Origin of the sequence: Paenibacillus sp. FSL W8-0426 (assembly GCF_037969725.1) — a bacterium.
Taxonomy (GTDB): Bacteria; Bacillota; Bacilli; order Paenibacillales; family Paenibacillaceae; genus Paenibacillus; species Paenibacillus hubeiensis.
The window spans coordinates 2,216,062-2,241,049 of sequence record NZ_CP150203.1 but is presented as its reverse complement, the minus strand read 5'-3'; the positions used below and the strand labels follow the sequence as shown (position 1 = coordinate 2,241,049).

The following is a 24,988-nucleotide window of genomic DNA, read 5'->3' as shown; positions in this document are numbered from 1 at the left end:
CAAACCCCTTAGCTTCTGGACACTGTGATCATGTACTATCTTATAGATGGCCTGATACATCAGCCAACAACTGGTCTTTACACTTCGTTAATACTAAAGCTGGCTCAGATAATGCCCCTAATAATCAATAATCAAGCGGCTTCGGTCTTCCATTTCAGCAGATTTCCTCAATTTCTTTTAACTTTGCCCCAGGAACAAAATCCTCATTACACCAGCGTACGAATTAATTAGCTTAAAGTAGTTACGTTTTCTCAGTGGACGACTTTTATCCTTCACTTTTCACTTCCAGTGTGTGGTGTCCAATAATTCGTTCAGCTACATTATTAACTCTCGACTAACTTTCATCCTTACCACATCTTAATGAAAATGAACTTAATAATTCTCGATCACTTTCGCTTTATACTCCTCCCAATACTCTTCGTCACCTTCAATCTCATGAAGCCAATCATACATCATCATTATTTCTAATTCTTGTTTCTTTCCTTTTATGAATGGCTTTTTAGACAATCGTCTATACAAATCATTTAGATTGAAAAGATTACTTTTTTGCTTGTAGTCATACTTATACGTCCTCCACGCCTCATTGCTCTTTCTTCTATGGGTTGCGGGCCATAATTGTTCATTATCAAAAAATTTGTGTACCCAATCTTGAGTAAACTCCCATAAGTTTTTTTGGGGGTCACTTCATTTGCCCGGCTTGTTTTTTGATTTAATTATTCCCCAGTATCTGCAAATCTCTTAATACGCTCGCCTACCTGGTCACGTACTCGTTGGAAAACAGCCCATTTTTCTTCATCCGTTCCTTTTGCCTTTGCCGGGTCATCAAATCCCCAGTGCTCACGTCTTACATGGGGTGGAGTAACGGGGCATTTATCTGCAGCATCTCCACACAAGGTAACGACCAGATCAGCGCTGTTCAGCAGGTTAGGATTAATAATATCTGATGTTTGGTTAGAAATATCTATGTCCACTTCATTCATGGCTTTAACCGCGTTCGGATTGAGCCCATGGGCTTCAATGCCGGCACTATACACATTCCAGTCATCTCCCAAATGCTTTTTTGCCCATCCTTCAGCCATTTGACTACGACAAGAGTTCCCTGTGCACAAGAAGTAAATTGTTTTTTTCATAATCGATAATCTCCTTTATATTCAAATCAAATGATGAACAACCACAAATACAAGCCAAACAATGTGATTAATAGAGTTGGAATGGTGAGTACAATCCCCGTTTTGAAGTACGTTCCCCAGGAGATTTTAACTCCTTTTGAAGTAAGCACATGTAGCCATAGCAACGTGGCCAGTGATCCAATCGGTGTAATTTTAGGACCAAGATCAGAACCAATCACATTGGCGTAAATTAATGCTTCTCTAATCTTTCCTGTAGCCGAAGTGGCATCAATGGCCAACGCGTCAATCATGACAGTAGGCATGTTATTCATCACGGATGAGATAATCGCGGCAATGAAGCCCATTCCCATCGTGGCTACAAACAAACCTTGGTCAGCAACAGATTGGATTACTGTAGCAAGCAAATCGGTAAGCCCTGCATTACGAAGACCATAGACAACGACATACATTCCAATGGAAAAGAAAACAATAGCCCATGGAGCGCCCTTGACCACTTCTCCTGTCGGTACGACAGAGCTTTTTTTAGCCATCAGTAAGAAGAAGATAGCAATAACACCTGCTACGATGGATACTGGAATAGCTAAGAATTCACTGATAAAATATCCGATCAGCAGCAGCGCCAGGACGATCCATGATAAGCGAAACATCTTCATATCTTTAATCGCATCCACCGGCGGTTTTAGCTGAGAAGACTCAAACTGTTTAGGTATACTTCTACGGAAGAAGAAATACAGGACCAAGATACTGGCTAGGAGAGAGAATACATTCGGTACGATCATCCTGCTGGCATATTCCGAAAAGGTGATGCCAAAGAAGTCCGCCGACACAATATTCACCAAATTGCTGACAACGAGAGGTAACGATGTGGTATCAGCAATGAATCCACTCGCGATAATAAAAGGAAATACCTTTTTCTCATCAAATTGAAGTGCTCGTACCATCGCCAGGACGATCGGAGTCAAGATTAGTGCTGCCCCGTCATTTGCAAAAAATGCCGCTACCAGTGCACCTAAAAGGGTGACATAAACAAACATTCGCCGCCCATTACCATGAGCTGCCCGAGCCATATGCAACGCAGCCCATTCAAAGAAACCAATTTTATCTAGTATCAATGAAATGAGTATAATGGCAATGAAGGCCAGGGTTGCATTCCAGACAATATGGGTAACATCCATGACATCGTGAAGGTCTACAACCCCGACCAAAAGTGCCAGTACAGCACCCCCGCAGGCTGACCATCCGATGGACAGATTTTTCGGCTGCCAGATCACAAGAACTAATGTGATCAAAAAGATGATACATGCCAGGATCACAGAAACCACTACATTTACCTCCTAATTGCATCGTTCAACACTTGAAATACATATATAATTATATGCTTATATAAAGGCCAAGGGAGTACCGTTTACCGACAAACGGATACAACCCCTTCTTTATTTAAATCGGAAAGTATAGTTTTGCTGTCAGGCATGTGCTTGAGCACATCTTGTATATAAGGTTTGTCTTCGACATTTAAGGAGTAGTATACCCACTGTCCTCGTTTGCTTTCTTTCACAATGCCTTGAGCTTTAAGCTTGCGTAGATGTTGACTAATCCCTGGTTGGGAAATCTCCAAGATATCAACAAATTCACAAACACACCACTCTCGCTCCTTCATGAGAGATAACATCGTCAAACGAGTTTTATCTCCTAAGAGTTTCAGCCTTTCAGCAGCGTCATGAATGGATTCCATCAAAGATCACTCCCTGCATATAAGCATATGCTTATATAGTAGTGAAGCATAAAAATAAAAGCAATACTTTTGGTGAATAAAAAAAAATTTGCAAATTGCAATTAATTATTATATAACTAAACCAGAGGTGAATGGACATGGAAAACACTAGAGAACTATTTCAAATGATGACTCGACGATTCGGGTTACTCAACAAATATTGCTGCAGCATTGGTGGTAATGATATTTCACCTGTACAAAGTCATATCCTTTATGAAGTGGATCGTCAACATAATCCATCGATGCAACAAATTGCTGAAACACTAGGTACGGATATTACAACGTTCAGCAGACAAGTACAGTCTTTAATCAAAATGAATTTACTCCAAAAGACACCCGATCCTTCTGATCGCAGAGTCTATACCCTCTCGTTGACGGTTGAAGGAAAGTTTGTAGCAACGACGATAGACCAGCAAATGAATGCTTATTTAGAAGAGGTTTTTTCCTTTATGAGCGAGTTTGAAAGAGATATGGTCATACGCTCCATCAAACTGATGAATGAGGCCATGGCCAAGTCCGATAAATGTTGTAACCCTATAACAGGGTAAAAAATTTTAAACATTTTTACTTGCAAAATGCAAATAATGAGGGAGCAAAATATTCGCGTGTAAGGGCAGATGCCATATTCGTTGTCAAAAGACTAGGCGGGTACTTATAGCATCGTCGTTTAACATAAACAAATTCTTAGGAGGAAAAAACAATGCATGAGAACATTTATGTTGCAGAGTACATGATGAAAGCACACCAAACGGGTTTAGAGAAGAAAGCTCGTAATGCATGGAAATGGTCAGCAATGCCATCCAGAAATACATCGATGCGATTCCCAAGGTTGTCTATTCGTCAGGAGCTACATTCCACAGTCTGCTGCGAACCTGTACCTTGTTGCTAATTGGATTACATAGGCATACAAACTTTAAATCTAAAGGAGTGTTTGATCATGCAAAAACCTACCAATGATGAAATTCGTCAAAATGTCCGCAACCGATATCAACAAATTGCTGTGAAAGAAGTGGGTTCGAGTTCTTGCTGTCAGCCAGAAAGCTGCTGTGAGACACCATCCGATTCTGATACGATCTCTTCAAAGCTAGGTTATTCAAATGAAGAACTTACTGCTGTTCCTGAAGGAGCCAATTTGGGGTTAGGATGTGGAAATCCCCAAGCTATTGCAGCTCTGAAGCCTGGAGAAACCGTATTGGACCTAGGTAGCGGTGGCGGATTCGATTGCTTTTTAGCTTCTCGTCAAGTCGGAGAAAACGGTCAAGTCATTGGAGTAGATATGACACCGGATATGGTTAGCCGGGCACGTAATAATGCCATTAAAGGTAATTTTACAAATACCGATTTCCGGCTAGGTGAAATTGAGCACCTTCCTGTTGCAGATCACTCTGTTCATGTTATTATCTCTAACTGTGTCATCAATCTTTCGCCAGATAAACAACAGGTATTCAATGAAGCATTTCGAGTGCTTCAATCCGGAGGTCGTCTAGCTATCTCGGATATCGTCACTACAGCGGAACTTCCACCTGAAATAAAAAATGACATTAACGAGTTGTATTCGGGTTGTATTTCTGGCGCTTCATCGATCACGGAAATAGAAAAACTACTCGAACAAAGTGGTTTTACTGACATCTCGATTGAACCTAAAGACGAATCGAAATCATTTATCAAAGACTGGGTTCCAGGGGCAAACATAGATCAGTACATCGTATCAGCAGTGATTAAAGCCATTAAACCATAGACATCTGGAGGTTGAATGTGATGAGTGCAACAACCATTCGGGAAGCAGTATCCGATGATATTGAAGACATCCTCCGTATATACAATGAGGGGATTGAGGACCGTATTGCAACTTTAGAGATGGAACCAAAAGATATAGCATATATGGAAAAATGGTTTGAAGAGCATACACGGAGATATGCTGTTTTGGTTGCAGAGAAAGAAAGTAAAGTTGTTGGATGGGCCGCACTCAATCCCTATTCTCACCGGTGTGCCTATGCCGGGGTTGCTGATCTGTCGATCTATATAGCCCGGGACTATAGAGGTCAGGGTGTGGGAAGTGTTCTCTTGCCTCATTTAGAAAAAGTAGCTCGACAAAATAACTTTTATAAAATCGTTTTGTTCACTTTCCCCTCTAACGCAAATGGTCAAGGGTTGTACCGCAAGAACGGGTATCGGAATGTTGGTGTACTGGAGAAGCAAGGGAAAGTAGATGGTCAGTTTGTTGACGTTATGATTATGGAGAAACTCTTATAGATTTGGTTCGAGGTATGAGGAAAAGCCCTTAGGTAATCTAGGGGTTTTTTCAATTTGAAGAAAAGTCGTTTTCAAATGTTATACATTTTATCTGATAGTACATCACAAATACTTTAAAACAGATTTTGTTGACATTTAATAAAAAAATCCCGAGCATAATACAATGCAACGCCTGTTACCGACCGGAAGTTTGAAAGCCGGCTTTTCTGCAAGTGTCTTAGCTCGAGCGTTGACCATCTTGTTTCCAATCTTGTCGTCATTTGCCCAGGAAGGTACTAAGCCCCATCGTAACCCCAGCCGATTTCCGTTGCTACCCTTATGATTGTCGGAACATACTGCATGGGTGCCGCATTGTAATTCTGCTTATATTCAAAGCTATCAGCCACGGCCGCCATGTATCGGATCAGTTATCGTAAATCTACCGCACATAGAAGCCTCCTTTGAGACGATATAAATGCTCGAAAACTGGGATGTGTAATAACCCCGACTTTGTCCAGTTCCGCATTCTGACCATGGCTTGTATCCGGGTAAATATGTACCCCTTCACTCAAACATAAACTCCACGGCTGTTCCGTCCGGATAATCCTTCCGTCCCCCTACAACTCTACATAATTATTTCAATCGGAGAATCCCCTCCGCTGGCTCCGATCATGCGTCCTGTCTTTTCATACAACGTTTGAATCGCTTCGAGCTATCAATCGGAATGCTGTTGACGAAAACGTAAAATCGGCTTTTTTTTGATTTTTACCGTCCATCAATATTTCGACAGCCTGTATACCGGCCACAGCACCAGCCTCAAAATCTTGCGGCCCAAATACGCGAATACGGTCGTTCCGGTCCATGAGCTGCGCTTATTCTGGATGTATTGATCGTTGATCATATAGGTTCGGGTAGAGGCAGGGCTTTTCAGACCGAGCTTTTCCCATTCCGCCGGATCATTTGAACCTGCGAGCCTGCGAAGCATATTCGCAGACTCCTGATTGATTTTAGCCGGAATTTGCTCGTAAGCCTGAGTGATTTGTGCATGAAATTCGTCGATTGGATTGCGGCTGGCAAGGCTCTCCAAGTGGATGCTTTCGCGAAGGTAAGAAACGAATGCCAGATGCTCGGCCCAGAACTCGTCGATATAAAAAAGCCGTACCCGCTGCTCCGAAGGGCTCATCGGCAGCTCACCTTTCAAAATGCGGAGCCGCTCCGCGTATAACATTCGCCTCTGATCCTCCACCATATCCGAATAAGCGTTCAGTTCCTGCTGGATATCGAAGTTCTGGCCCATAATCACGCGCTGAATATGGGTAATTTGGCTGCGGAGCGCCGGATCTTCAAGGGCCTCATCCTGCCTGGGAACGCGAACTGCTTTATGGGTGCCGAAGCGAAGCAATAACTCGTCTTCCAGGCTTATATAAAATACGGAAGCTCCCGGGTCGCCCTGGCGGCCGGAACGTCCGCGCAGCTGGTCGTCAATTCGCACGCTTTCGTTCACATGCGTACCCATCACATACAACCCGCCCAGCTTGGCGACCACTTCGGCCTGTGCAGGATCGCCGCCGCCGAGCCGAATGTCGACGCCGCGTCCCGCCATATTCGTAGACACCGTTACGGCGCCGATTTCTCCCGCTTTGGCGATGATTTCGGCTTCTTTCGCATCGTTTTTCGCATTCAGAACATGGCATGGCACGCCGGCAACCGCCAGCGCCTCGGCCAGCATGTCAGACTCCTCGACGCTTGATGTACCCACAAGAATAGGGCGTCCCACCCTATGGACAGACGCGATGTCTTGTACAAGCGCCTTATATTTGGCTTCTTTATGGGTATAAATCCGGTGCGGGTGGTCAATCCGGATGTTGGGTCGATGCGGCGGAATTTGCACGACCCGCAGCGCATAAATATCTTTGAACTCCATTGCGGAAGCGTACGCTGTAGCCGTCATGCTGCAAATGCCCGGATACAGGCTAATGAAGTGTTGAATGGTAATCGTCCCGAGAACTTTCCCGCCGGCTTTCCACTCCAGCCCTTCTTTGGCGGCAAGCGCGGCGTGCAGCCCGTCCGGCAAATACCTGTTCTCGGCCACACGGCCGGTATATTCTTCGATGAGCTCGATTTCACCGTCCCGAACGATGTAATCGACGTCTTTTTTTAGTAACGACTCCACATGCAGCGCGCAATTCAATGACGTCAACAAATGGCTGTTACGGCTGTCGTATAAATTACCGCATCCCAGCAGCATCTCCGCTTTCGCAGCACCCGCATCATTCAAGTACACGTTCCGCCGAAACTCGTCGAAGTCGTAATGCTCTGCAGGCTGCAGCTGCCGGGCCACTTCTGCGAAAAGAATGCCCTCACTTTCGGAAACCTCCAAATCGCCGCTAATGACTAGCGGCACCCGCGCTTCATCAAGAAGCAGGGAGTCCGCCTCATCGACGATGACGTAGTGGAAAGGACGATGTACGGTATCGGCTTCGCTCAGCGCGATCGTGTCCCGCAAATAATCGAATCCCGCCTCTTTAGCCGTAACATAGGTGATATCCTTGGCGTAGGCTTCCCGTTTCTCGAACAGGCTCATGCCTGCTTGGACCGAATTGACCGTTAACCCGAGGAAACGATAGATCGGGCCCATCCACTCCGCATCCCGTTTTGCCAAGTAATCGTTAAACGTCAGCACATGAACGCCTTTGCCGGTCAACGCGTTTAGATAAGCAGGCATAACCGCAGAGAGCGTTTTCCCTTCACCGGTATGCTGCTCGATCAAAAATCTGTCGTGCAGAGCGATGGCAGCCATGATCTGCACATCGTAAGGCTGTAATCCGAGCTTTCTCTGCGCCACCTCGCACACTAACGCATAAGCATCGACAAGCAGCTCATCTAAAGGCGTGCCCGATTGTGCTTCTTTCCGCAGCCGGAGGGACTCCGCTTGAAGCTGCCCATCGTCCCATGCACGTAAATTCCGGTTCCTGATAAGCTCCACTTGATCCCGGTAGAACTTCAACTTGTTCCGGGTAACGCGGTCTTTGAGCTTTTGCATCAACTTGACGGCTGCATTCATCGGAAATGGATCCCTCCTTCGTAGAAATACGCGAATTTACTCTACTCATCCTTTAATCTTCGTTGATACAAAACGACAGACACAATCGTTAATGCAACTGTCCATATCAAAATAATAAGGAGGGGTTTTAATACATCTCCCGTCGCAAAGCCTGTATCGCTTATACCCAGCAAATGCACCAGCTGACTGCTTGGAACATATTCCAGTACGTTGAAGATCGGATAATCATCCGCCAAAAATACACCCCATGGTGCCCCGGTGAATATGAACGCCACAGGAAGGATGGATAACGATGCATCCAGCAGTGTCTTGGAAAATAAGCCGCAGATCGTTCCGGCCGCGATGTATAGAATCATCGAAAGAATAACGGCCGCTGCAAAAGCCCATATACTAGCTGGCACAAAGCCGAATATATACGTAGAAACAGCCAGAACGACAGCAGACATGATAAAGACCAGACTGCTTTTACCGACTAAAACGTCCAGGGCCGTGGCTGGAGTCATCATTAATGATCGTAAAGTGTTACGCTCCTTTTCTTCCGCAATCAAGCATGCTTGGGCGAAACAGGTCAGCAACACAAACGAAAGATTAAGAACGGTAGCGAAAGTTCCAGCCACGGAAGCTAAAGGCAAAGACGAGTCTACACCACGGATAAGAAGCGCGAGAATAATAGGGAAAATCAACATAATGGAGAGCGCATAATTGCGTGAAAACTCTTTGTAATCCTTCACAAATATCGCTCGCGCACGTTTTAATGAGATACTCACAGCAGCTCACTTCCTGTCATTTTAATAAAGATCTCACCCAGATTCGGCTCTTTCGTTTCCAAACGATCTATGAACCCTTGTTTCATCCAGTCTGCGATTAGATCAGCCGTTCCCTCATTGATCGGGAGCTCGTAAGCTTCTCCATTGATTAAGTCCACACAAAGTACGTTTTCCCGATGCTGTTTTTTAAGCTCCTTAGGCGAGCCGATGGTTTGGATTCGTCCTTGATGCAAAATCGCTACACGGTTGCATAGCCATTCTGCCTCAGCCATATCATGCGTGGTTAAAAAAATCGTTGTGCCTTTCTCATTTAAGCTGCGTAAGCCTTTATAAATATGTGCCGAGTTTACCGGATCCAAAGCCGAAGTAGGCTCATCCAAAAATAACAATTCCGGCTCATGGATCACCGCGCATGCCAACATGACACGTTGGCGCATCCCTTTCGATAAGCGATTGACTTTCTTCTTGCGCTCTCCGCTTAAGTTTACAAACTGCAGAACCTTATCGACCGAGGATTTAGGAAGATCGTATAACTTACGATACAGCTCCAGATTTTCCTCAATCGTTAATCTCTCATACAGTCCGCTGTTATCCGTTAATATGCCAAAGCGCATCTTCTGTGCAGACTGCTGCATCATCTCCGCTGGCTCGTTAAACACACTTGCCCGTCCGCTTGTCGGATGTAATTGCGCCGTCAAAATCTTGATTAATGTCGTTTTTCCCGAACCGCTCGGACCGAGGAAACCGAAAATTTCTCCTTTCGGAATGGAAAAGGACACGTCTGATAACGCATCCTTATTTCCAAATCTCTTTCGAATATGTTCCACTTGAATCACGTCCATGAACACCACTTCCTTAGCGTTGATGCCTTAAGCATATAAAGATGGCATGCCGTCAGCCATCAAAACCCGCCGAAATGTAGCTTTTATCGCCTGAATGGTACCCCGGAATGCTTGATCGGTTCGATTATTGCCCCGGAAATGATATAGGCATACGAAGTGATGTTTGCTTCGCAAACATTTCAAATGTTAAGCAGCGCTTTTAATTCCTGCAATTTGGAACGGGATAACGGAACCACCGCATCTTTACCTGTGTTTAAGCGCAAGCTGTAGCTATTTTTCGTCCATGTAATAATCTCTCTCACTTTTTGCAAGTTAACGATGTAGGATCGATGACACCTAAAAAATCCGAAATGGTTCAATCTCTGCTCAAGCTCGGTTAGCGTCAAAGCACAAATATAACTTTCTCCATCTACATGTACAACAATCGAACCATCCATACTTTCGATGTAATCGACTTCAGGCGGATCAAATAAAATCACTTTGTCATTTCTTTTCGTATAAATCTTTTGCAAAGTGATATTGGCTCGATCTTGTTCCTGTGCTTCCTGCTTATCCTCTTCCGAGTCCCGTATATCCAATGGATGAAAACCGAGCTCGTTCCATCGATAAATGGCGTCACAGGAAATCATGGCATCCTCTAAGTTCGAAGTTAACATTAAAATCTGCTTTTGTTTCGAAAGGTCATCCAAAATCCGTTTAAAATGACGACGGTCTTCTTCCTCCAAGTAAAAATAAGGTTCCTCCAGGACAAGTGTAGGCTGATGCGCAAAAAAGACGCGCAGCAAGGTCACATACATCCTTTTAGATGAGCTTAAATCTTTGATTTTTACTTTTCGTTCTTCTTTTAAAGTAAAATAATCCAGTAACAAAGCAACACGCTCGCTGCTCTCCGATACTTGGATTAAAAAATGGATCAGTTCTTCCACCGTTAAACGTATGTATTCATTTTGCCCGGCTCGAAATATGTAATATTGGGAATGGTCCACGAGTTGATTGATGAAAAGCTGCTTTCGCTTCAAGTCCGTTATGATGCCAATCGCTTGGTCCGATGCCATATTTAATTCGATCTTCGGTAAAAGTACTTTCCCATCATCATAGATTGGTTGAAATTGCATGCCGTCCTCCAGGTCAGTGCCGTATAGGATATTCAAAACAATTATACTGTCGAAATCCTTTTTTGTCAGTTTCTATTAGAGAATCCAACAGCAAATATGTCATGACAAAAGACGAATGGCTTCCCTTTTCAATGCGATGGAATACATCTATACTTCTGCCCAAAAATACCCCCTGAAATTTCATCGGTTAACCCAGGGGGTCCAATGTCTATTCTAAGGGGGATTCTCAAGTTTCGACGTGCTTCTATTTGTGGATTACCAAGCCAACACTTCACAGCCATCAGGAGTAACCAAGACCATGCTTTCACACTGTGCGGAGGGTTTTTGGTCTGCCGTATACATCGTCCATCCGTCCTGCTCGCTCGTATATACTTTGGCGCTTCCTACATTCAGGGCCGGTTCTATCGTAAAAATAAGACCTGGTACTAATAACATGCCTGTATTAGCTCTGCCAACATGTCCCACCCATGGCTCCTCATGCAGCTGCAAGCCGATGCCATGCCCTCCGAGTTCCCTCACCACGGAATAGCCTTGATGTTTTGCATGTTCGTTGATGACATGCCCGATATCACCAAGAAATCCCCATGGCTTCACGGCCTGTATTCCCAATTCCATACACTCTTTCGTGGTTTGCACAAGCCTCTGTTTCTCGGGGGATACGGCACCGACACAAAACATGCGAGAGGAATCGGAATAAAAGCCATGATATAAGGTAGATACATCAATATTTACGATATCCCCATCCTTTAACACCATTTTATCTGAAGGAATGCCATGGCATACAACGTCATTGACCGATACGCAAACGCTCTTGGGATATCCGTTGAAATTTAATTGTGCCGGCGTGCCGCCCAGTTCGATCGTTTTTTCGTGAATCAGTCGATTGATTTCTTCGGTATGGATGCCGCTCTTCACAAAATCGCCGATATAATCCAGAATAGCCGTATTGATCTTGCCACTTTCCCGAATGCCATGGATTTGGGATACGGATTTCAGTAAATGGCGAGCGGGAACTTTGTATCCTTTTAGAGCATAACTAGTCATCCGATCTTCAATCTGGGCATGGCATTTCTTGTATTTCAGTCCACTTCCGCACCAGCACGGATTATTTCTGCCGATTTCATCCATCATTCTTAAACTCCCTGATCTGTAATTTAGGAGTGAGTGAATTACTGGTTTAACATTTATTCTGTTTATAGCGTTCCCGGTATTGCGTCGGCGTGCATTTGTATACTTTAATGAAGGCTCTTGCCAGAGCTTCTGGTGATGAGTAATTGCACCTTAGTGCCACATCCAATATTTTATCCTCGGTCGAAATGAGCAGTTGTTCCGCGCAAAGCAGCTTTCGTTTAGCCAAGTACTGTTTATAAGTGATTCCAGTAAATTCGCGAAATTTGGAGGAACAGTAGTACGGAGAATAGCCTACATATGAGGACATGTTCTCCAATGACGGGTTCTGCATGACGTTATCGTCGACCCATTTAACCATCGATTCCATCGTTTGAATTGACATTTCCCTCACTCCCCAACTCATTATATCAACGGGTTTAGCGAGTTTCCTGATCTAAGTTGCAATAATGATATCGCGGTTTGTTTTTGGCATGCCAGCACCTCAGCCCTTTGGCACTCCGTTTCGCTTCCTCATGCGAAGGGCCAGGATCAGACTCATTAACGGCAATAATACTCCTGTAGAGGTGACCAAATTTCTCCATCCCCCATACAAGATCGCTTGCACAACCTGAACGATGATGGCTATAAGTATAATGATTTGCAAAATCTGATAAAAATCCAACGGACGTTTGAACGCTTTTTTTGAAATGAATGGAATTAGAAAATAACCAGCGAGAGCATAGAACCCAAACATCACGAAAATGCCAGCAAACGCCAAAATCGTCATCATGTCCATCTTCCATCCTCCTCCCAGTATATTTCCACCTCTTGATAATAACATGGCAACAACTCATGACTAAAGTCACGAGCTTGTCTCTGCCTACTTCGTAGACAGTGCTTGCGTTTTGCACAAGCCTTTTAGACTTATTCCTAACCGGTAGTGCAAACGCACACAGTGCTCCTACCTTAGTGTGTTGGAACATCAGGACGGTTGACCTCGCCAAGAGTTATACTCCTGCTGTAACTGTACCGATGTACTCGATTCCTTTGCGGTACAGATTCATGGCACCGATTCGGTCATCGTTCGAACGATAGTGGCAGGTTCGGCATTCAAAGGTATGTGTCTTTTTGTTTCGATTGGCTCGTTCAATATGTCCACATTTTGGGCAGGCTTGAGAAGTATATTTAGGGTTTACTGCGATGACGCGCTGCCCGTTCAGTTGAGCTTTATACTCCAACATTTCACGGAATTGGTGAAATGCCCAGGATACCGACACATACCGATGGCGAACACATACTTTTTCAGTAGCGGAACGAACATGCTTTAAATTTTCGATCACAAAAAGGGTCCCCTTCGGATACGTTTCAACGAGTGCCTTGGTTACTTGATGGTTGACATCCGTAACATAACGGTTTTCTCTTGAACCGATTTGTTTGAGTCGTTTTCGAGCCGATGGGGTTTGCCTCATCTGGAGTTGTTTGCGTAAGGCCTTATACTGGCCACGTTTGTGTTTCACCGTTCGTCCAGGATAAAACGTGGTCCGGCTTTGACTGTCGTAGGTTGTGGCCAGAAAATTGATTCCGAGGTCAATGCCTACAATGTGGTTGACATTCGTAAAACCTAATTCAAACTCTTTGGTCATGGGAATATGTAGGAACCATTTCCTGTGTTTATACACGAATTTGGCCGTACCCCACTTCCACGTGCCGTCAAAGAAGTGCTGCATTCCTTGTTTTTTGTAGCGGAGCTTCACTCGTCCGTTTAGTGTGTTTACGCTAAACCGATCATGGTTCAAAGAATAATCTCGATTCCATACCAGATCATATTCAGGTCGTTTGAATTTGACCAAGTTCCAATCGTGCCCGTTGGATCGAGTAGATGTATATCGGGCGATGACGGTTTTGATCACCGATTGCGCCATCTGACTTTTTAAACGAAAACGACTTCGCAGCTCTCGATAATACAAGTCATTGAGTGTGCGCTGACTTAATTCTTTGGTTTGAAATACAATTGCAGAAAGATAATTACATGCTTCACAGTAGGTATGGATGGTCTTGCTGAGTATGTCTGTATGTTCAGATGGGACATAGATTTGGATTTTTGCTGTAAGGGTCGGTATCGGATTCACCTGTCTTTTATTGGAATAAGTATAACATGGTATCCAGTGAACAACGGTTAATTTTCCATGACAAATGAAGAAAGCATGGACATTCGGTTTTCGAGCTTCCGATGGTAGCCCTTATGCCGAGCGCAGTTCCTCACACGACTAAAGTCGCTTGTGCCCATGCGAAGTTATGAATAATGGAGCTTCATGGTTTAGAACAAAAACAGAGGCCTCCGTAACGGAGACCTCTCAGTCAAAACTCTATTCATTGCCGACTTCCCAAAACCGAATTACAATGCCCGAATGACAAATTCGAATTGAAGCTCGCCGTCCGACGGGATGCGGTATTCCGGATGCACCGGAGCGCCCCAGCTGTCATCGCCGCCGACGCCCATTTGTTTGCCCGCCACCGTTACAACCGTGTAGTGGACTGGCGGCAGTTCATAGGCATGCTGCGCGTTCTCCAGCTCAAAAGCCGTATACGGCGACACGTTCAGCTCGATTGGAGCCGAAGCCGCCTCGATGCGGAAACCGCGTCCGGCCGCATCCGTCAGCTTCGCCCAACGTACGCCGGTACGGTTGCCGGACTCTTGAGGCACAAGGTAAGGCGCTACCGTGTCGGCGACAGAGCTTTCGTGGATGCCTAGACGGGCACCGAAAGCACGGTCCGCATAGTTTTCCTCAGGCCCCAATGCCAGCCACTGTACACGGTCGAACTCAGGCGATGTTTTGAATGACAGAGCGTGGATCGGAAGATCCGGCAATCCCGCTGTTCCTTGATAGGTGTTCTGTACAAGAACGCTGCCATCCGCGCGAACCGTATAAGCAACCTTTGCTTTAACTTCAGTGGAAATATTCAGCTTATACGTAAATTCGATCCGGTACTCACCCTGCTGTTGCTCGGCTTTCCATTCGATGCATTTCGGCAGCAGGCTTGCCGCATACCATGCCCCAAGCTCAAAGCCCATGGACGTTCCTTTATCGTTATCCGTCGTTGCACGCCAGAAGAGCGGTGCAGGCATTTGGGCAATCGTCTCCTGACCGGAGAACTTCAGCGACACCAGCGTTCCGAACGCTTTGGAGAACAACACATGGGTGCTTCCTGCACGAACCCCGATGTTGACGTCGCCTTCAACCACTTGAATAGCGTTCACTTGATTCAGATCAGTGGTTACCGACGCCCCTTCAGCGGCTTCCTGCGTAAACACGAATTGACCAAATGCCACTTCGTCCCCTTTTTCCGCCCACAGCGTGGATTCACGAAGCACGAACGCCGTATTGACGGCATATTCGCCCGGTGCAAGCTGCTCGGTAGCGAGCGGAAGCTCCACGAACGCTTCCTCGCCCGGAGCAACGGCTGCTTCCAATGTTCCGCTTAATACGGTTACGCCTTCGCGCTCCAGGCTATACGTTAGCGCATATTGCGATGTATTCGCGAACAGATTGCCATTGACGATGCGCACGCCGCCGCGGTCCGGGAACAATTTGATGTTCTGGTACAGGAACTTGACTTCTTGCATTTTTGCGGTGACTTGACGGTTCGCATACACGATGCCGTCCCCGCAGAACGAATAGTCCGACGGGCGGTCGCCGAAATCGCCGCCATAGGCCAGAAACGGCTTGCCGTAACGATCCTTTTTGTAAATGGCCTGATCGATGTAATCCCAGATGAATCCGCCTTGATACATCGGGTACTTGTCTTCCAGTTCCGTGTATTTGTGCATGCCGCCGATCGAGTTGCCCATTGCATGCATGTATTCGCAGCTGATATAAGGCTTCTCCGGATTGTCGTTCAAATAGGCTTCGATATCCGCAGGTTTGGCATACATGCGCGATTCCATGTCGCTCGTGTCATTGAAGCGGCGGTCATGGAAAACGCCTTCGTAATGGACCAGCCGGGTCGGATCATACGTTCTGAAGTACTCCGAAACCTTGAAGATCACTTCGCCGCCATGGGATTCGTTGCCGCAAGACCAGATCAGAATGGATGGATGGTTTTTGTCCCGCTCTACCATGGATACGGCACGATCCATCACGATATCCAACCATTCCGGCCGGTCGCCGGGAATAACCCATGATGGCTCAACGGCACCGAGCTTTTGCCAGGACCCATGCGTTTCAAGATTCATTTCGTCGATCACATACACGCCGTATTCATCACACAGCTCGTACCACAAACTTTGGTTCGGGTAGTGGGAAGTACGCACCGCATTCATGTTGTTTTGCTTGATGGTCCGAATGTCCCACAGCATGTCTTCCTTGGTGATGGCCCGGCCGCGATGCGGGTTGAACTCATGACGGTTCACGCCTTTGAAGACGATTCGTTTGCCGTTAATGTGCATTACCTTGTCGATCATTTCGAATACGCGGAAACCGACGGCTTGAGGCACCACTTCAACGAGTTCCCCGGCCGAGTCGTATACACGCAGGTATAAACGATACAAATAAGGAATTTCCGCGCTCCACAGATTTACCTCACCGATTTCTTTGCGTACGGAAGCTTGGCCATCTTGTACATTCACACCAAACGTTTGAACCACATTGCCCTGTGCGTCGCGCAATTCAGCCTCCACGCGAGCCCCTGCAGCCGCTGCTCCCTCAAGCTTCAGGTCCAGCTGCAGTGTACCTTGCGAATAGGATGCATCGAGGTCTGTGCGCACGCGAACATCCCGGATATGTGCTGCTGGAACAGTGTACAGGTACACTTCGCGGAAAATGCCCGAGAAACGCCAGAAATCCTGATCTTCCAGCCAGCTTCCCGTACTCCGTTGGTACACTTCGACGGCCAGTTTGTTCTCGCCCTCTTGGAGGAATGGCGTCAGGTCAAAATCGGATGGCGTAAAACTATCTTCGCCGTAACCGACGAAGTGACCATTTAACCAAACATAAAAGGCCGACTCTACACCTTGGAACGAAATATATACAGGGCTGTTTCCCCAACCTGCCGGCAGGTGAAACGTTCGGATGTAGCTGCCCACCGCATTGTTGTCTTCCGGTAGAGCCGGTGGACGCAATTCATTCAAGCCGTCCCATGGGTATTGGGTGTTCACGTATTGAATTTGGCCGTATCCTTGCAACTGGATATGTCCGGGTACTTCAATGTCATCCCATCCATCGCTGGAGAAATCGGCTGCATAGAAATGCTCCGGACGGCAATCCGGACGAACCGCGTAGTTGAACTTCCACATGCCGTTCAGGCTGTAGCGCATGTCCATCCCGTCCGACTTCAATGCCTCTTCCATTGTTCGATAATATCGATGGTCCGAATAAGCCTTCAAACGGTTTACCTCGAATACGCTTACATCGCCGAGCCATTTCAAATCTGCCTGTGCTGCTTTCATCGACTCTCTCCCTCTCCGTCTTTTGAAGTTATTACATGTTTGAACGATAATCTTTACATGCAAACAGAAAGGCAGAGAAACGCCACAAGTGGCGTTCTCCCCTCTCTCTGCAGTCTTGGAAGCGGTTGCTGCCACGATACCATTATTTCACAGACCCGACCATGCCCGCCACAAAATGTTTTTGCATCAGGAAGAATACGATGGCCGTCGGCAATGTCGCAATAACGATCGCTGTCATGATGACCCCGTAATCCGGCGCGTAGCTTGAACCCAGATTGGAGATCAGGAGCGGGATCGTTTGCTGATCCGGCGTTTGCAGCACGATGAGCGGCCATAAATAGTTGTTCCAGCTGCTCATGAACGTGATGATCGCCGCAGCGGCATAACTTGTTTTCATCGTTGGCAAATAAATTTTCAGGAAAATGCCGAGTTCGGTCAAACCGTCGATGCGTCCGGCTTCCAGCATTTCTTTCGGAAACATCTTGGTGTTTTGACGGAAGAAAAAGATCAGGAATGCCGTTGTGATGGTCGGCAAAATGACGGCCGCCATCGTGTTGATGCCGATTCCCGGCGCAATGCCGGAAATGCTGGCAAACATGCGGTACAGCGGTACCATGATTGCAGCAAACGGAAGCATCATGGACAGCAGCAGGATGTTGAACACGATATCCCGCGACTTGGAACGGAAGATTTCAAATCCGTATCCGGCCAAGGAACCGATCAGCAAAGCCAGCACCGTCGTAACAATGGCGATAATGGCCGAGTTGCCGAGCGCCTGAAGCAGGTTTGTTTCATCCATAAGTTTGTTCAAGTTCTCGATAAAGAAGGAACCCGGCAGCAATTTTCCCTTCGTAACGTCGACCGAGGCATTGGTGGAGCTGACAACCATCCAGAAGAACGGGAAGATCGACACAAATGCCGCAATCGTCAGGAACAGATAGATAAAGAAACGTTTCACTTTCAATTTAGCCATTTCGGTCACCTGCCACTTTGAACTGGATAAAGGACAACACAATGATGATCAGAACGATGGAATACGATACGGTTGCCGCATACCCGAAGTCCGGCGAATATTTGAACGAAAGGTTGTAAATGTACTGGGAGATCGACATGGTGGCGTTACCCGGACCACCCTTCGTAATATTCATGATTTCGTCGAAGAGCTGCAGCGTACCGATTGTCGACGTAATCGAAGTGAACAGAATGATCGGTTTAAGCAGTGGAACGGTAATTTTGAAAAATTGCGTGAAGGCATTCGCGCCGTCGATCCGGGCAGCCTCATAGATGGATTGGTCGATGTTTTGCAGCGACGACAGATAGAAAATCATGTTATATCCGGTCCAACGCCATGTGATGGCGATAATGATCGTGATTTTGGCCCAGAACGGATCGGTAATCCATTGAATCGGTTCGCCGATGATGTGCAATCCCATCAGGAACTGGTTCACCATGCCGTCCGGTGCGAACAAATATTTGAATACCACAGAGTAAGCTACCAGCGATGTAACGCAAGGCAAGAAGATGGCGACGCGGAAAAAGCTGCGAAATTTGAGTGTGCTGTCGTTCAACAGAACGGAAATGAACAAACCGAGAATGATCATGATCGGTACTTGAATAATCAGATAAATAAACGTGTTGGATAGCGCTGTCCGGAACGTGGTGTCGATGAACAACCGTTTGTAGTTGCTCAAGCCCGAAAATTCGAGGTTGGCACCCGCACCCGACTTAAAAGATAAGAGCAGTGCCTGAATCATCGGATAGAAATAAAACACGAGGATCCCAATGGCAGCAAGCGCGATAAAAGCCCATCCAGTCAAATTGCTTTTTTTATGGAGACTGTCTCCTGTATTCATGGCTTTCACAGTATGGCTCCTCTCTCTCCATGCAACATGCATAAAACCCATGGAGCCTCCACCGAGGTCCGGTCGGCGGTAAGCTTGCCAGACGGTGGAACGGCTCCGATGCTTCCTTGGGTTTTATGAGTTACCGTGGATCATCTTAATTGAATTGTGCTTCTGCTTGTTTCTGCGCGTCTGCCAGAACGTCGTCGATGCTTTTTCCGTTCAGGTAGTTTTGCATTTCGACAACCAGAATGTCCTCGATGCCGTAAGTGTTAATGCCGTAGTTTACGTTAGGAATTTCTGTCGTCCATTTTGCGAAGTCCGCAAAGATTTTTTGGCCGCCGAAGTATTCGTCGGCTTTGTTGAACGCTTCGCCTTCGGCAGCCGGTTTGTACGTGCCGATGGCGCCGATGTTGTTAAGCAGCGTTTGATACAGGTCTTTGTCGGAACCGAATGTTTTGCTCAGGAAATCAACGGCTTGATCTGCGCCAGGCACGTTGTTCATCACATACCAGGAACTGCCGCCCAAGTTGGAGGCATGAACCGAATTGGCTTGGCCAGCCATTTTCGGCATCGGAGCAACAGCCCATTTGCCGGATTGGGAAGCCTCTTGTTTGATGGAAGGCGTAATCCAGTTGCCTGTCGGTACGGTAGCCACATCGCCGCTGTTAAAGCCAGCTACGAATTGGCTCCAGTCGGAGTGCAGGCGCACAATGTTGGCATCCATCATTTTTTTGTACGTTTCGAATGCTTCTTTCAGAGCGGCGTTGCCAGCCAGATCCGGCGTTTTGCCATCTTCTTTGGAGTACCAGGAACCGGCGGACTGAATCATCATACGAAGGATACCCAGATCGTTCGGGTCCAGGGACAGCATTTGTTTGCCTGTTTTGGCTTTGACGTCTTCACCGATTTTGATGTAGTCGTCCCAAGTGATGTTTTGCAAATCTTCGGCTTTGTAGCCCGCTTGCTCCAGCAAATCGGTTCTGTAGAACAGACCCGCTACGCCGGAATCGAACGGTACGCCGTATTGTTTGCCGTCCGCCGAAGTTGGTCCGAGCTTATAGTCTGCAAAATCGGATACGTTGATTGCCGAGCCGATTTCCTTGAATGCGTCCGGATAAGCGTTCAGGAAGCTGTGAGCCCGGTAATCCTCGATCAGCACGATGTTCGGAAGTCCGTTGCTCGTTCCGGAGTTCAAGCCGGTGTTCAGCTTTTGGATAATATCTGCTTGCGCATATTCGATAATGTTGATTTTCAGATCAGGATTCTGTTTCTCGTAAGCTGCCTTGGCTTCGTTCAACGCTGCAACGTTGAAAGCTTTATCCCAAGCCCAGATCGTGATTTCGCTCGCGCTCTTTCCGCCTTCGCCGCCTGAAGCGTTGCCTCCTCCACCGCCAGACGAACATGCGGACAGCAGCAGCACGGTAACCAGCATCAATACCCACATTTTTTTCAAACCGTTCAACTCCCCTTTAACCTCATTATGTGTAGTGATTTTTGTGTTATTTGAAAGCGTTTGCTTTCTATGCATTTATCTTATCATTCCCTTTTCGCTATTCGTTAGTAATAATTTTGTGCGGATTTGTCATCCTATCGCCTCAATGAAAGCACTTCCAGAAAACGCTTGCATTAAATTTGTTTTTTTGTAATTTCTTTTGATATTGGAATTTGTACACCTGAAAATAGTGCAAAAAAGGGCTGCCGAATCCGTTCTCCACCATGCACCCGCAAACTTCCAAAGACCAAACCCTGTTATAAAAGCCATAGAAAAAGCCCATCTGCATGTTCTGCAAATGGGCTTCCGGCTTCCTTATAGCAATAAATACGTTTGGTTTAGCCGCCAATGAGCGGAAGTGTCACGGTCACTCTTGTTCCTTCTCCCGGTTTGCTCATGATGGTCACGCCGTATGGGGGTCCATACATCAGCTCGATGCGGTCATGCACGTTACGTATGCCGATTCCGCTGAACAGCTGCCGGTTGTTTTTGGGATTGGGCAATGATTCGCCCATCGTCAATCCTTCAATGCCGTCCCCGTTGTCCATAATCTCGCAGATCAGCGATTCCCCATCCTTCGATACCATCACGTGAATGGTTCCGGTTTCTTTACGGATGAAGGCATGGAAAAAGGCATTTTCGATAAAGGGCTGGATAACCAGCTTCGGCACATGGTATTGCGTGCAATCCGGAGCGATGTAGAAGGCTGCCTTGATCCGTCCGCCGTATCGCACATGATTGATGAAGACGTAGTTTTTCAACGTTTCGACTTCTTGTTCCACCGTCACGGTCTCGCTCGCATCGCTGATCGTGCTCTGCAGCAGGGAAATGAGCGCATGGATCGTCTCTGCCGCCCGGTCCTTGTTCCCCTGCTGGACCAGCACCTTCACCGAGGCCAACGTATTGTATAGAAAATGCGGATTGATTTGGCTCTGCAATGCGGCCAGCTCGGCATTGCGCTGTTCGCGCTGGGTCTGGACCAGCTGGTCCACATAATCATGCAGCTCGTCAAGCATGTAATTGTAAGCATGGCTAAGCTGCCGGCTCTCATAACTGCCGCTTACCGGAATGTAATTATCCAGATCGCTTTTCGTGATGTTTGACATCTGTTTGACCAGCCTGCGGAGCGACTTGGTCATCTGATTGGTAATCAGAAATACAAGGATAAGGGCAACCGCAACGATGGCGGCGCAAATCAGGGCAATCGCCTTCATGTTCAACAACTGACCCATCGACTCTTCCTTATCCACCACGTTGACGATATAGAATCGGTAAAAAGGCAGGTACTCGGACAACACGATGCTGTCCTGATCCATCACCCGTGCGTTGATGCCGCTGCTCAAGCCTTCATTGTATATTCTCCGGGCATGGCTCAGCAAGTCCAGCTCCCTCGTGCCAATCCATTCTTCACGGTTGGATGAAACGATCTCGCCTTTTTCGTTCAGGATGACGACGTCATTGCCCCTGCTCGTAAAACTGCTGTAGAACTGGCGAAACACGCTCTCGCGCATCGTGACGTAGAGCGTGCCGTAAATGCGGCCCTGAGAACGGTCCGCAAGCGCTTTGGTCGCTGAAATCATCTGCTCTGTCCCGGAATTGCTCTCTCTCGTAAAATCGTCAAAAATGATGCGGTTCGGTGTGTTTGCCGCCTCACGCGTAATCGGGTGGTCCTTCAATACGTCCTTGAACATCGTATATTGTAATTGGTCCGTCGAATATGTCCGCCCATTGATGCCGCCAATGGTAATACCCACCTCGTAACTCCCGGTGATGGACTGCACCCGATCCATCGTCTCTCTCATGTTGTAGTAGGATTTGGCCATGGACAGCGAATCCCCGTCCCCTTCGGTCAAATAAGCGCGGATCGCCCCGCTTTGGCTGACGTTGTTGGACACTGCCGCGATCGCATCATTGAATGATTCGAAATTGGCCTTGATTTGGCTGAGCACCTTCGAATTCGTAATGCTGAACGTTTCGGTAAACAGTTTGGTAGACATGTGAATGGTCGTCCACAGGATCAGGACGGATACGAGGACGATGCTGACGACCATGACCAGGATCAGCTTCGGAAACAGGCCAAGGCGGGAAAAACCGTTCATCCATTTCTTCATAGTCCATTCCTTCTGACGTTATGCCCAAAATTTGCGACGGTATCGGCTTGGCGATTGTCCTGTGAATTTCTTGAATACTTTGCAAAAATAACTATGGTCCGAATATCCCACCATGCTGCTGATTTCGGAAATAGTGACATCCCCGTTGCGAAGAAGCTCTTCCGCCTTTTCGATCCGGATTTTGTTCAAATATTCGTTGAACCCCTCTTTTTGGTGGGAAGAAAAATAACTCGACAGATAGGATGGATTAAAATGGAAATGCTTGGCGACGTCGGCAAGGCCGAGCGGCTGGTCATAATGCTGATGCATATACTCCAGCAGCATGCTCATATTGGGATCGCTGCGTTTTCTCCCGCCGCCTTGCAGGCATTCTTCCACTTCCAGCATGAACTTTTCGAGCACGTCCAACGCCTCGTTCAAACTGGAGGCTCCGTCCACATTTTTGAAGTAGGCATACTTGCTCTCGTCAAGCGAACCGGACTGTACGTCCAGATCCGCCAGTGCGATGGTTACGTTAAAGATCAGGTTGCCCAAAAAGGACTTGATCTCGAATACGTCCGCGATGTAATCGCGTCCGAGCGACTGCGCATATTGCTTTAAATACTCTCTAGCCGCTTCCGTGCGGTTCCGTCTGACGTGCTGGACAAACATGTTTACGTTAAACTGGTAACCGGCAGGATGCAGCGCTGGCAGATCGGTTTCTACCAATATGGCCTGATGCTCATAATAAAAGCGGTATTCCAGCAGCTTCAGCAGACGATCCCGGTAAACGGCTCCCATATGCTGAATGGACGGAAAACGGTCGGTCAGCACCCAAGCAGGAGCGTTCACACCAGCCCCCGAACCCAATGCCAATTGCCTGATCTGTTTCACCAGGCTTTCGTCGAGGGACGCTTCCGTATTCAAAATGAAGACAGGCATTTCCCCTTCTGCGGGGAGGAGGGAAATCACCGCATCCGGCAAAGATTTCCGCAGTCCGGATTCTGCATATTCCCGGCCCGTCAAGGCACCGGCCTGCCGAAGCGATTCTTCGGGCCACGGACACGCAAGCAAGCGAAAAGACCCATGCGGAAACGCTTCGTTGACCACATCCAGTTCCGCATCTTCCTCCAGCGTGAACCCGGACAGCATTTTCTCCATCAAATGGCCGATTCTCCACCCTTCCTCGGCGGGCTCGAATTGCAATTCCGGAATTTTGCCCGCAGTCCGCTGCAGCACCTCCAACAACTCGTTCGTGTCCAGCTTTGGTTTCAAAATATAATCTGCGGCCCCGTGCTGAAGCGTTGAACGAACATATTCGAATTCGCTGAAGCTGCTGAGTACGATCACTTCGATCTGCGGATGATTGGCTTTCAGCGTACGCACGAATGCCTCGCCGTCCATAACCGGCATGACAATATCCGTAATAACGATGTCCGGCATCAACCTGCGGACCTGTTCAAGCGCCTCTTCGCCGTTGGAAGCCTCACCCACGATCTGAAACCCTTCGGCCTCCCAATTCATGTGATGCTTGATGCCCTGCCTTACGAGAAATTCATCGTCCACAATCAGTACCTTGCACAAACGGTTCATGATCGCAACCCCCTTATTCTAGTGTTTCCTCTATGTCTCTGCGATACTCGTTTCTACGCTATAGAAAACCACAGATAAACCCCACCGGGCCACAGCGAGAGCAGTACCATCTTCCCGGTCGATGTTATCTCCGAATTTTATCGAATCCCTTTTTTCAGGGAGGGCAATCCGTGATCGGTCTCTGCTTCTGATGCAGCTTTCTTGCAGAACGCTTTCAGGAGATCACTTCAATTCCCCAGATTGGTGCTGCCTCCGTTTCTGTTAGCGGTTACAATATGTTCAAAATCCGATACCAAGTCGGTACATCTTGTTATATCCCAAAATATTCGTTTAAGCAATGGGATTAAGATTGGATCGAGCCGTCCGGAAGACTCTGGAACACGGCAATCTGCATGCTCCCCTTTGCTTATTTTACAACAAGTTGTCCCAAAAAAAGAAGCCATGTTCCGCCCGGAACATCAGGCGTTTCATGACTTCTTCCAACCTTCTCCT

Annotated in this window: 20 protein-coding genes and 1 pseudogene; 3 read left to right on the top strand and 18 right to left on the bottom strand. The window is 47.1% G+C overall.

Annotated elements, in window-relative coordinates; genetic code table 11:
- Positions 1–713: 713 nt before the first annotated feature.
- The 3 genes from arsC to MKY59_RS10245 form a co-directional block, all read right to left on the bottom strand.
- Positions 714–1,133 (bottom strand): arsenate reductase (thioredoxin), encoded by a 420-nt coding sequence (arsC, locus tag MKY59_RS10255; RefSeq protein ID WP_339278366.1) that lies wholly within the window; start codon positions 1,131–1,133, stop codon positions 714–716.
- A gap of 23 nt (positions 1,134–1,156) precedes the next feature.
- Positions 1,157–2,452: an arsenic transporter gene (locus MKY59_RS10250; protein WP_339277413.1), complete on the bottom strand. Its 1,296-nt coding sequence runs from the start codon at positions 2,450–2,452 to the stop codon at positions 1,157–1,159.
- Between the two features lie 83 nt (positions 2,453–2,535).
- Entirely contained in the window at positions 2,536–2,862 is a 327-nt protein-coding gene (locus MKY59_RS10245; protein WP_339277412.1) for a metalloregulator ArsR/SmtB family transcription factor, read from the bottom strand.
- A gap of 137 nt (positions 2,863–2,999) precedes the next feature.
- On the opposite strand from MKY59_RS10245, the gene MKY59_RS10240 reads away from it, so the two are divergent.
- The 3 genes from MKY59_RS10240 (at position 3,000) to MKY59_RS10230 (ending at position 5,154) form a co-directional block, all read left to right on the top strand.
- A complete protein-coding gene (locus MKY59_RS10240) occupies positions 3,000–3,449 on the top strand; it encodes a MarR family winged helix-turn-helix transcriptional regulator (RefSeq protein WP_339277411.1) in 450 nt (149 codons plus the stop codon).
- Between the two features lie 389 nt (positions 3,450–3,838).
- A complete protein-coding gene (locus MKY59_RS10235; protein ID WP_339277410.1) occupies positions 3,839–4,639 on the top strand; it encodes an arsenite methyltransferase in 801 nt (266 codons plus the stop codon).
- A gap of 20 nt (positions 4,640–4,659) precedes the next feature.
- Entirely contained in the window at positions 4,660–5,154 is a 495-nt protein-coding gene (locus tag MKY59_RS10230; RefSeq protein WP_339277409.1) for an arsinothricin resistance N-acetyltransferase ArsN1 family A, read from the top strand.
- 159 nt (positions 5,155–5,313) lie between these two features.
- On the opposite strand, the pseudogene MKY59_RS10225 reads toward MKY59_RS10230, so the two are convergent.
- From MKY59_RS10225 to MKY59_RS10155, 15 genes and pseudogenes are all read right to left on the bottom strand, one after another.
- Positions 5,314–5,549 (bottom strand): annotated as a pseudogene (locus MKY59_RS10225) (SOS response-associated peptidase family protein); the annotation flags it as partial.
- Positions 5,550–5,908: 359 nt separating this feature from the next.
- Positions 5,909–8,197 (bottom strand): DEAD/DEAH box helicase, encoded by a 2,289-nt coding sequence (locus tag MKY59_RS10220; RefSeq protein WP_339277408.1) that lies wholly within the window; start codon positions 8,195–8,197, stop codon positions 5,909–5,911.
- A 41-nt stretch (positions 8,198–8,238) separates the two neighbouring features.
- Positions 8,239–8,964 (bottom strand): ABC transporter permease, encoded by a 726-nt coding sequence (locus MKY59_RS10215; RefSeq protein ID WP_339277407.1) that lies wholly within the window; start codon positions 8,962–8,964, stop codon positions 8,239–8,241.
- The gene (locus tag MKY59_RS10210) at positions 8,961–9,806 is read right to left on the bottom strand and encodes an ABC transporter ATP-binding protein (protein ID WP_339277406.1); all 846 of its coding nucleotides are present in this window, start codon (positions 9,804–9,806) and stop codon (positions 8,961–8,963) included. Before MKY59_RS10210 ends, MKY59_RS10215 begins: the two co-directional genes overlap by 4 nt.
- Before the next feature lie 179 nt (positions 9,807–9,985).
- Positions 9,986–10,921 carry a LytTR family transcriptional regulator DNA-binding domain-containing protein gene (locus tag MKY59_RS10205; RefSeq protein WP_339277405.1) on the bottom strand — a complete coding sequence of 312 codons (936 nt, stop codon included), beginning with the start codon at positions 10,919–10,921 and terminating at the stop codon, positions 9,986–9,988.
- 255 nt (positions 10,922–11,176) lie between these two features.
- Positions 11,177–12,052, bottom strand: a complete 876-nt coding sequence (locus MKY59_RS10200; RefSeq protein ID WP_339277403.1) for a methionyl aminopeptidase — start codon at positions 12,050–12,052, stop codon at positions 11,177–11,179.
- A gap of 46 nt (positions 12,053–12,098) precedes the next feature.
- Positions 12,099–12,434, bottom strand: coding sequence for an AraC family transcriptional regulator (locus MKY59_RS10195; protein ID WP_339277401.1), 336 nt, complete (start codon positions 12,432–12,434; stop codon positions 12,099–12,101).
- Positions 12,435–12,533: 99 nt separating this feature from the next.
- Positions 12,534–12,827, bottom strand: coding sequence for a hypothetical protein (locus tag MKY59_RS10190; RefSeq protein ID WP_339277399.1), 294 nt, complete (start codon positions 12,825–12,827; stop codon positions 12,534–12,536).
- Positions 12,828–13,038: 211 nt separating this feature from the next.
- A complete protein-coding gene (locus MKY59_RS10185; protein ID WP_339278365.1) occupies positions 13,039–14,151 on the bottom strand; it encodes a transposase in 1,113 nt (370 codons plus the stop codon).
- A gap of 275 nt (positions 14,152–14,426) precedes the next feature.
- Positions 14,427–17,477 (bottom strand): glycoside hydrolase family 2 TIM barrel-domain containing protein, encoded by a 3,051-nt coding sequence (locus MKY59_RS10180; RefSeq protein ID WP_339277397.1) that lies wholly within the window; start codon positions 17,475–17,477, stop codon positions 14,427–14,429.
- A gap of 142 nt (positions 17,478–17,619) precedes the next feature.
- On the bottom strand, positions 17,620–18,450 hold the full coding sequence (locus MKY59_RS10175) for a carbohydrate ABC transporter permease (RefSeq protein ID WP_339277395.1): 831 nt from the start codon (positions 18,448–18,450) through the stop codon (positions 17,620–17,622).
- The gene (locus MKY59_RS10170) at positions 18,443–19,330 is read right to left on the bottom strand and encodes a sugar ABC transporter permease (protein WP_339278364.1); all 888 of its coding nucleotides are present in this window, start codon (positions 19,328–19,330) and stop codon (positions 18,443–18,445) included. The genes MKY59_RS10175 and MKY59_RS10170 overlap by 8 nt, the downstream gene beginning before the upstream one ends.
- A 145-nt stretch (positions 19,331–19,475) precedes the next feature.
- Positions 19,476–20,765 carry an extracellular solute-binding protein gene (locus MKY59_RS10165; RefSeq protein ID WP_339278363.1) on the bottom strand — a complete coding sequence of 430 codons (1,290 nt, stop codon included), beginning with the start codon at positions 20,763–20,765 and terminating at the stop codon, positions 19,476–19,478.
- 386 nt (positions 20,766–21,151) lie between these two features.
- On the bottom strand, positions 21,152–22,924 hold the full coding sequence (locus tag MKY59_RS10160) for a sensor histidine kinase (RefSeq protein ID WP_339277392.1): 1,773 nt from the start codon (positions 22,922–22,924) through the stop codon (positions 21,152–21,154).
- A gap of 18 nt (positions 22,925–22,942) precedes the next feature.
- Positions 22,943–24,496: a response regulator transcription factor gene (locus tag MKY59_RS10155; protein WP_236417883.1), complete on the bottom strand. Its 1,554-nt coding sequence runs from the start codon at positions 24,494–24,496 to the stop codon at positions 22,943–22,945.
- Between the last annotated feature and the right edge of the window lie 492 nt (positions 24,497–24,988).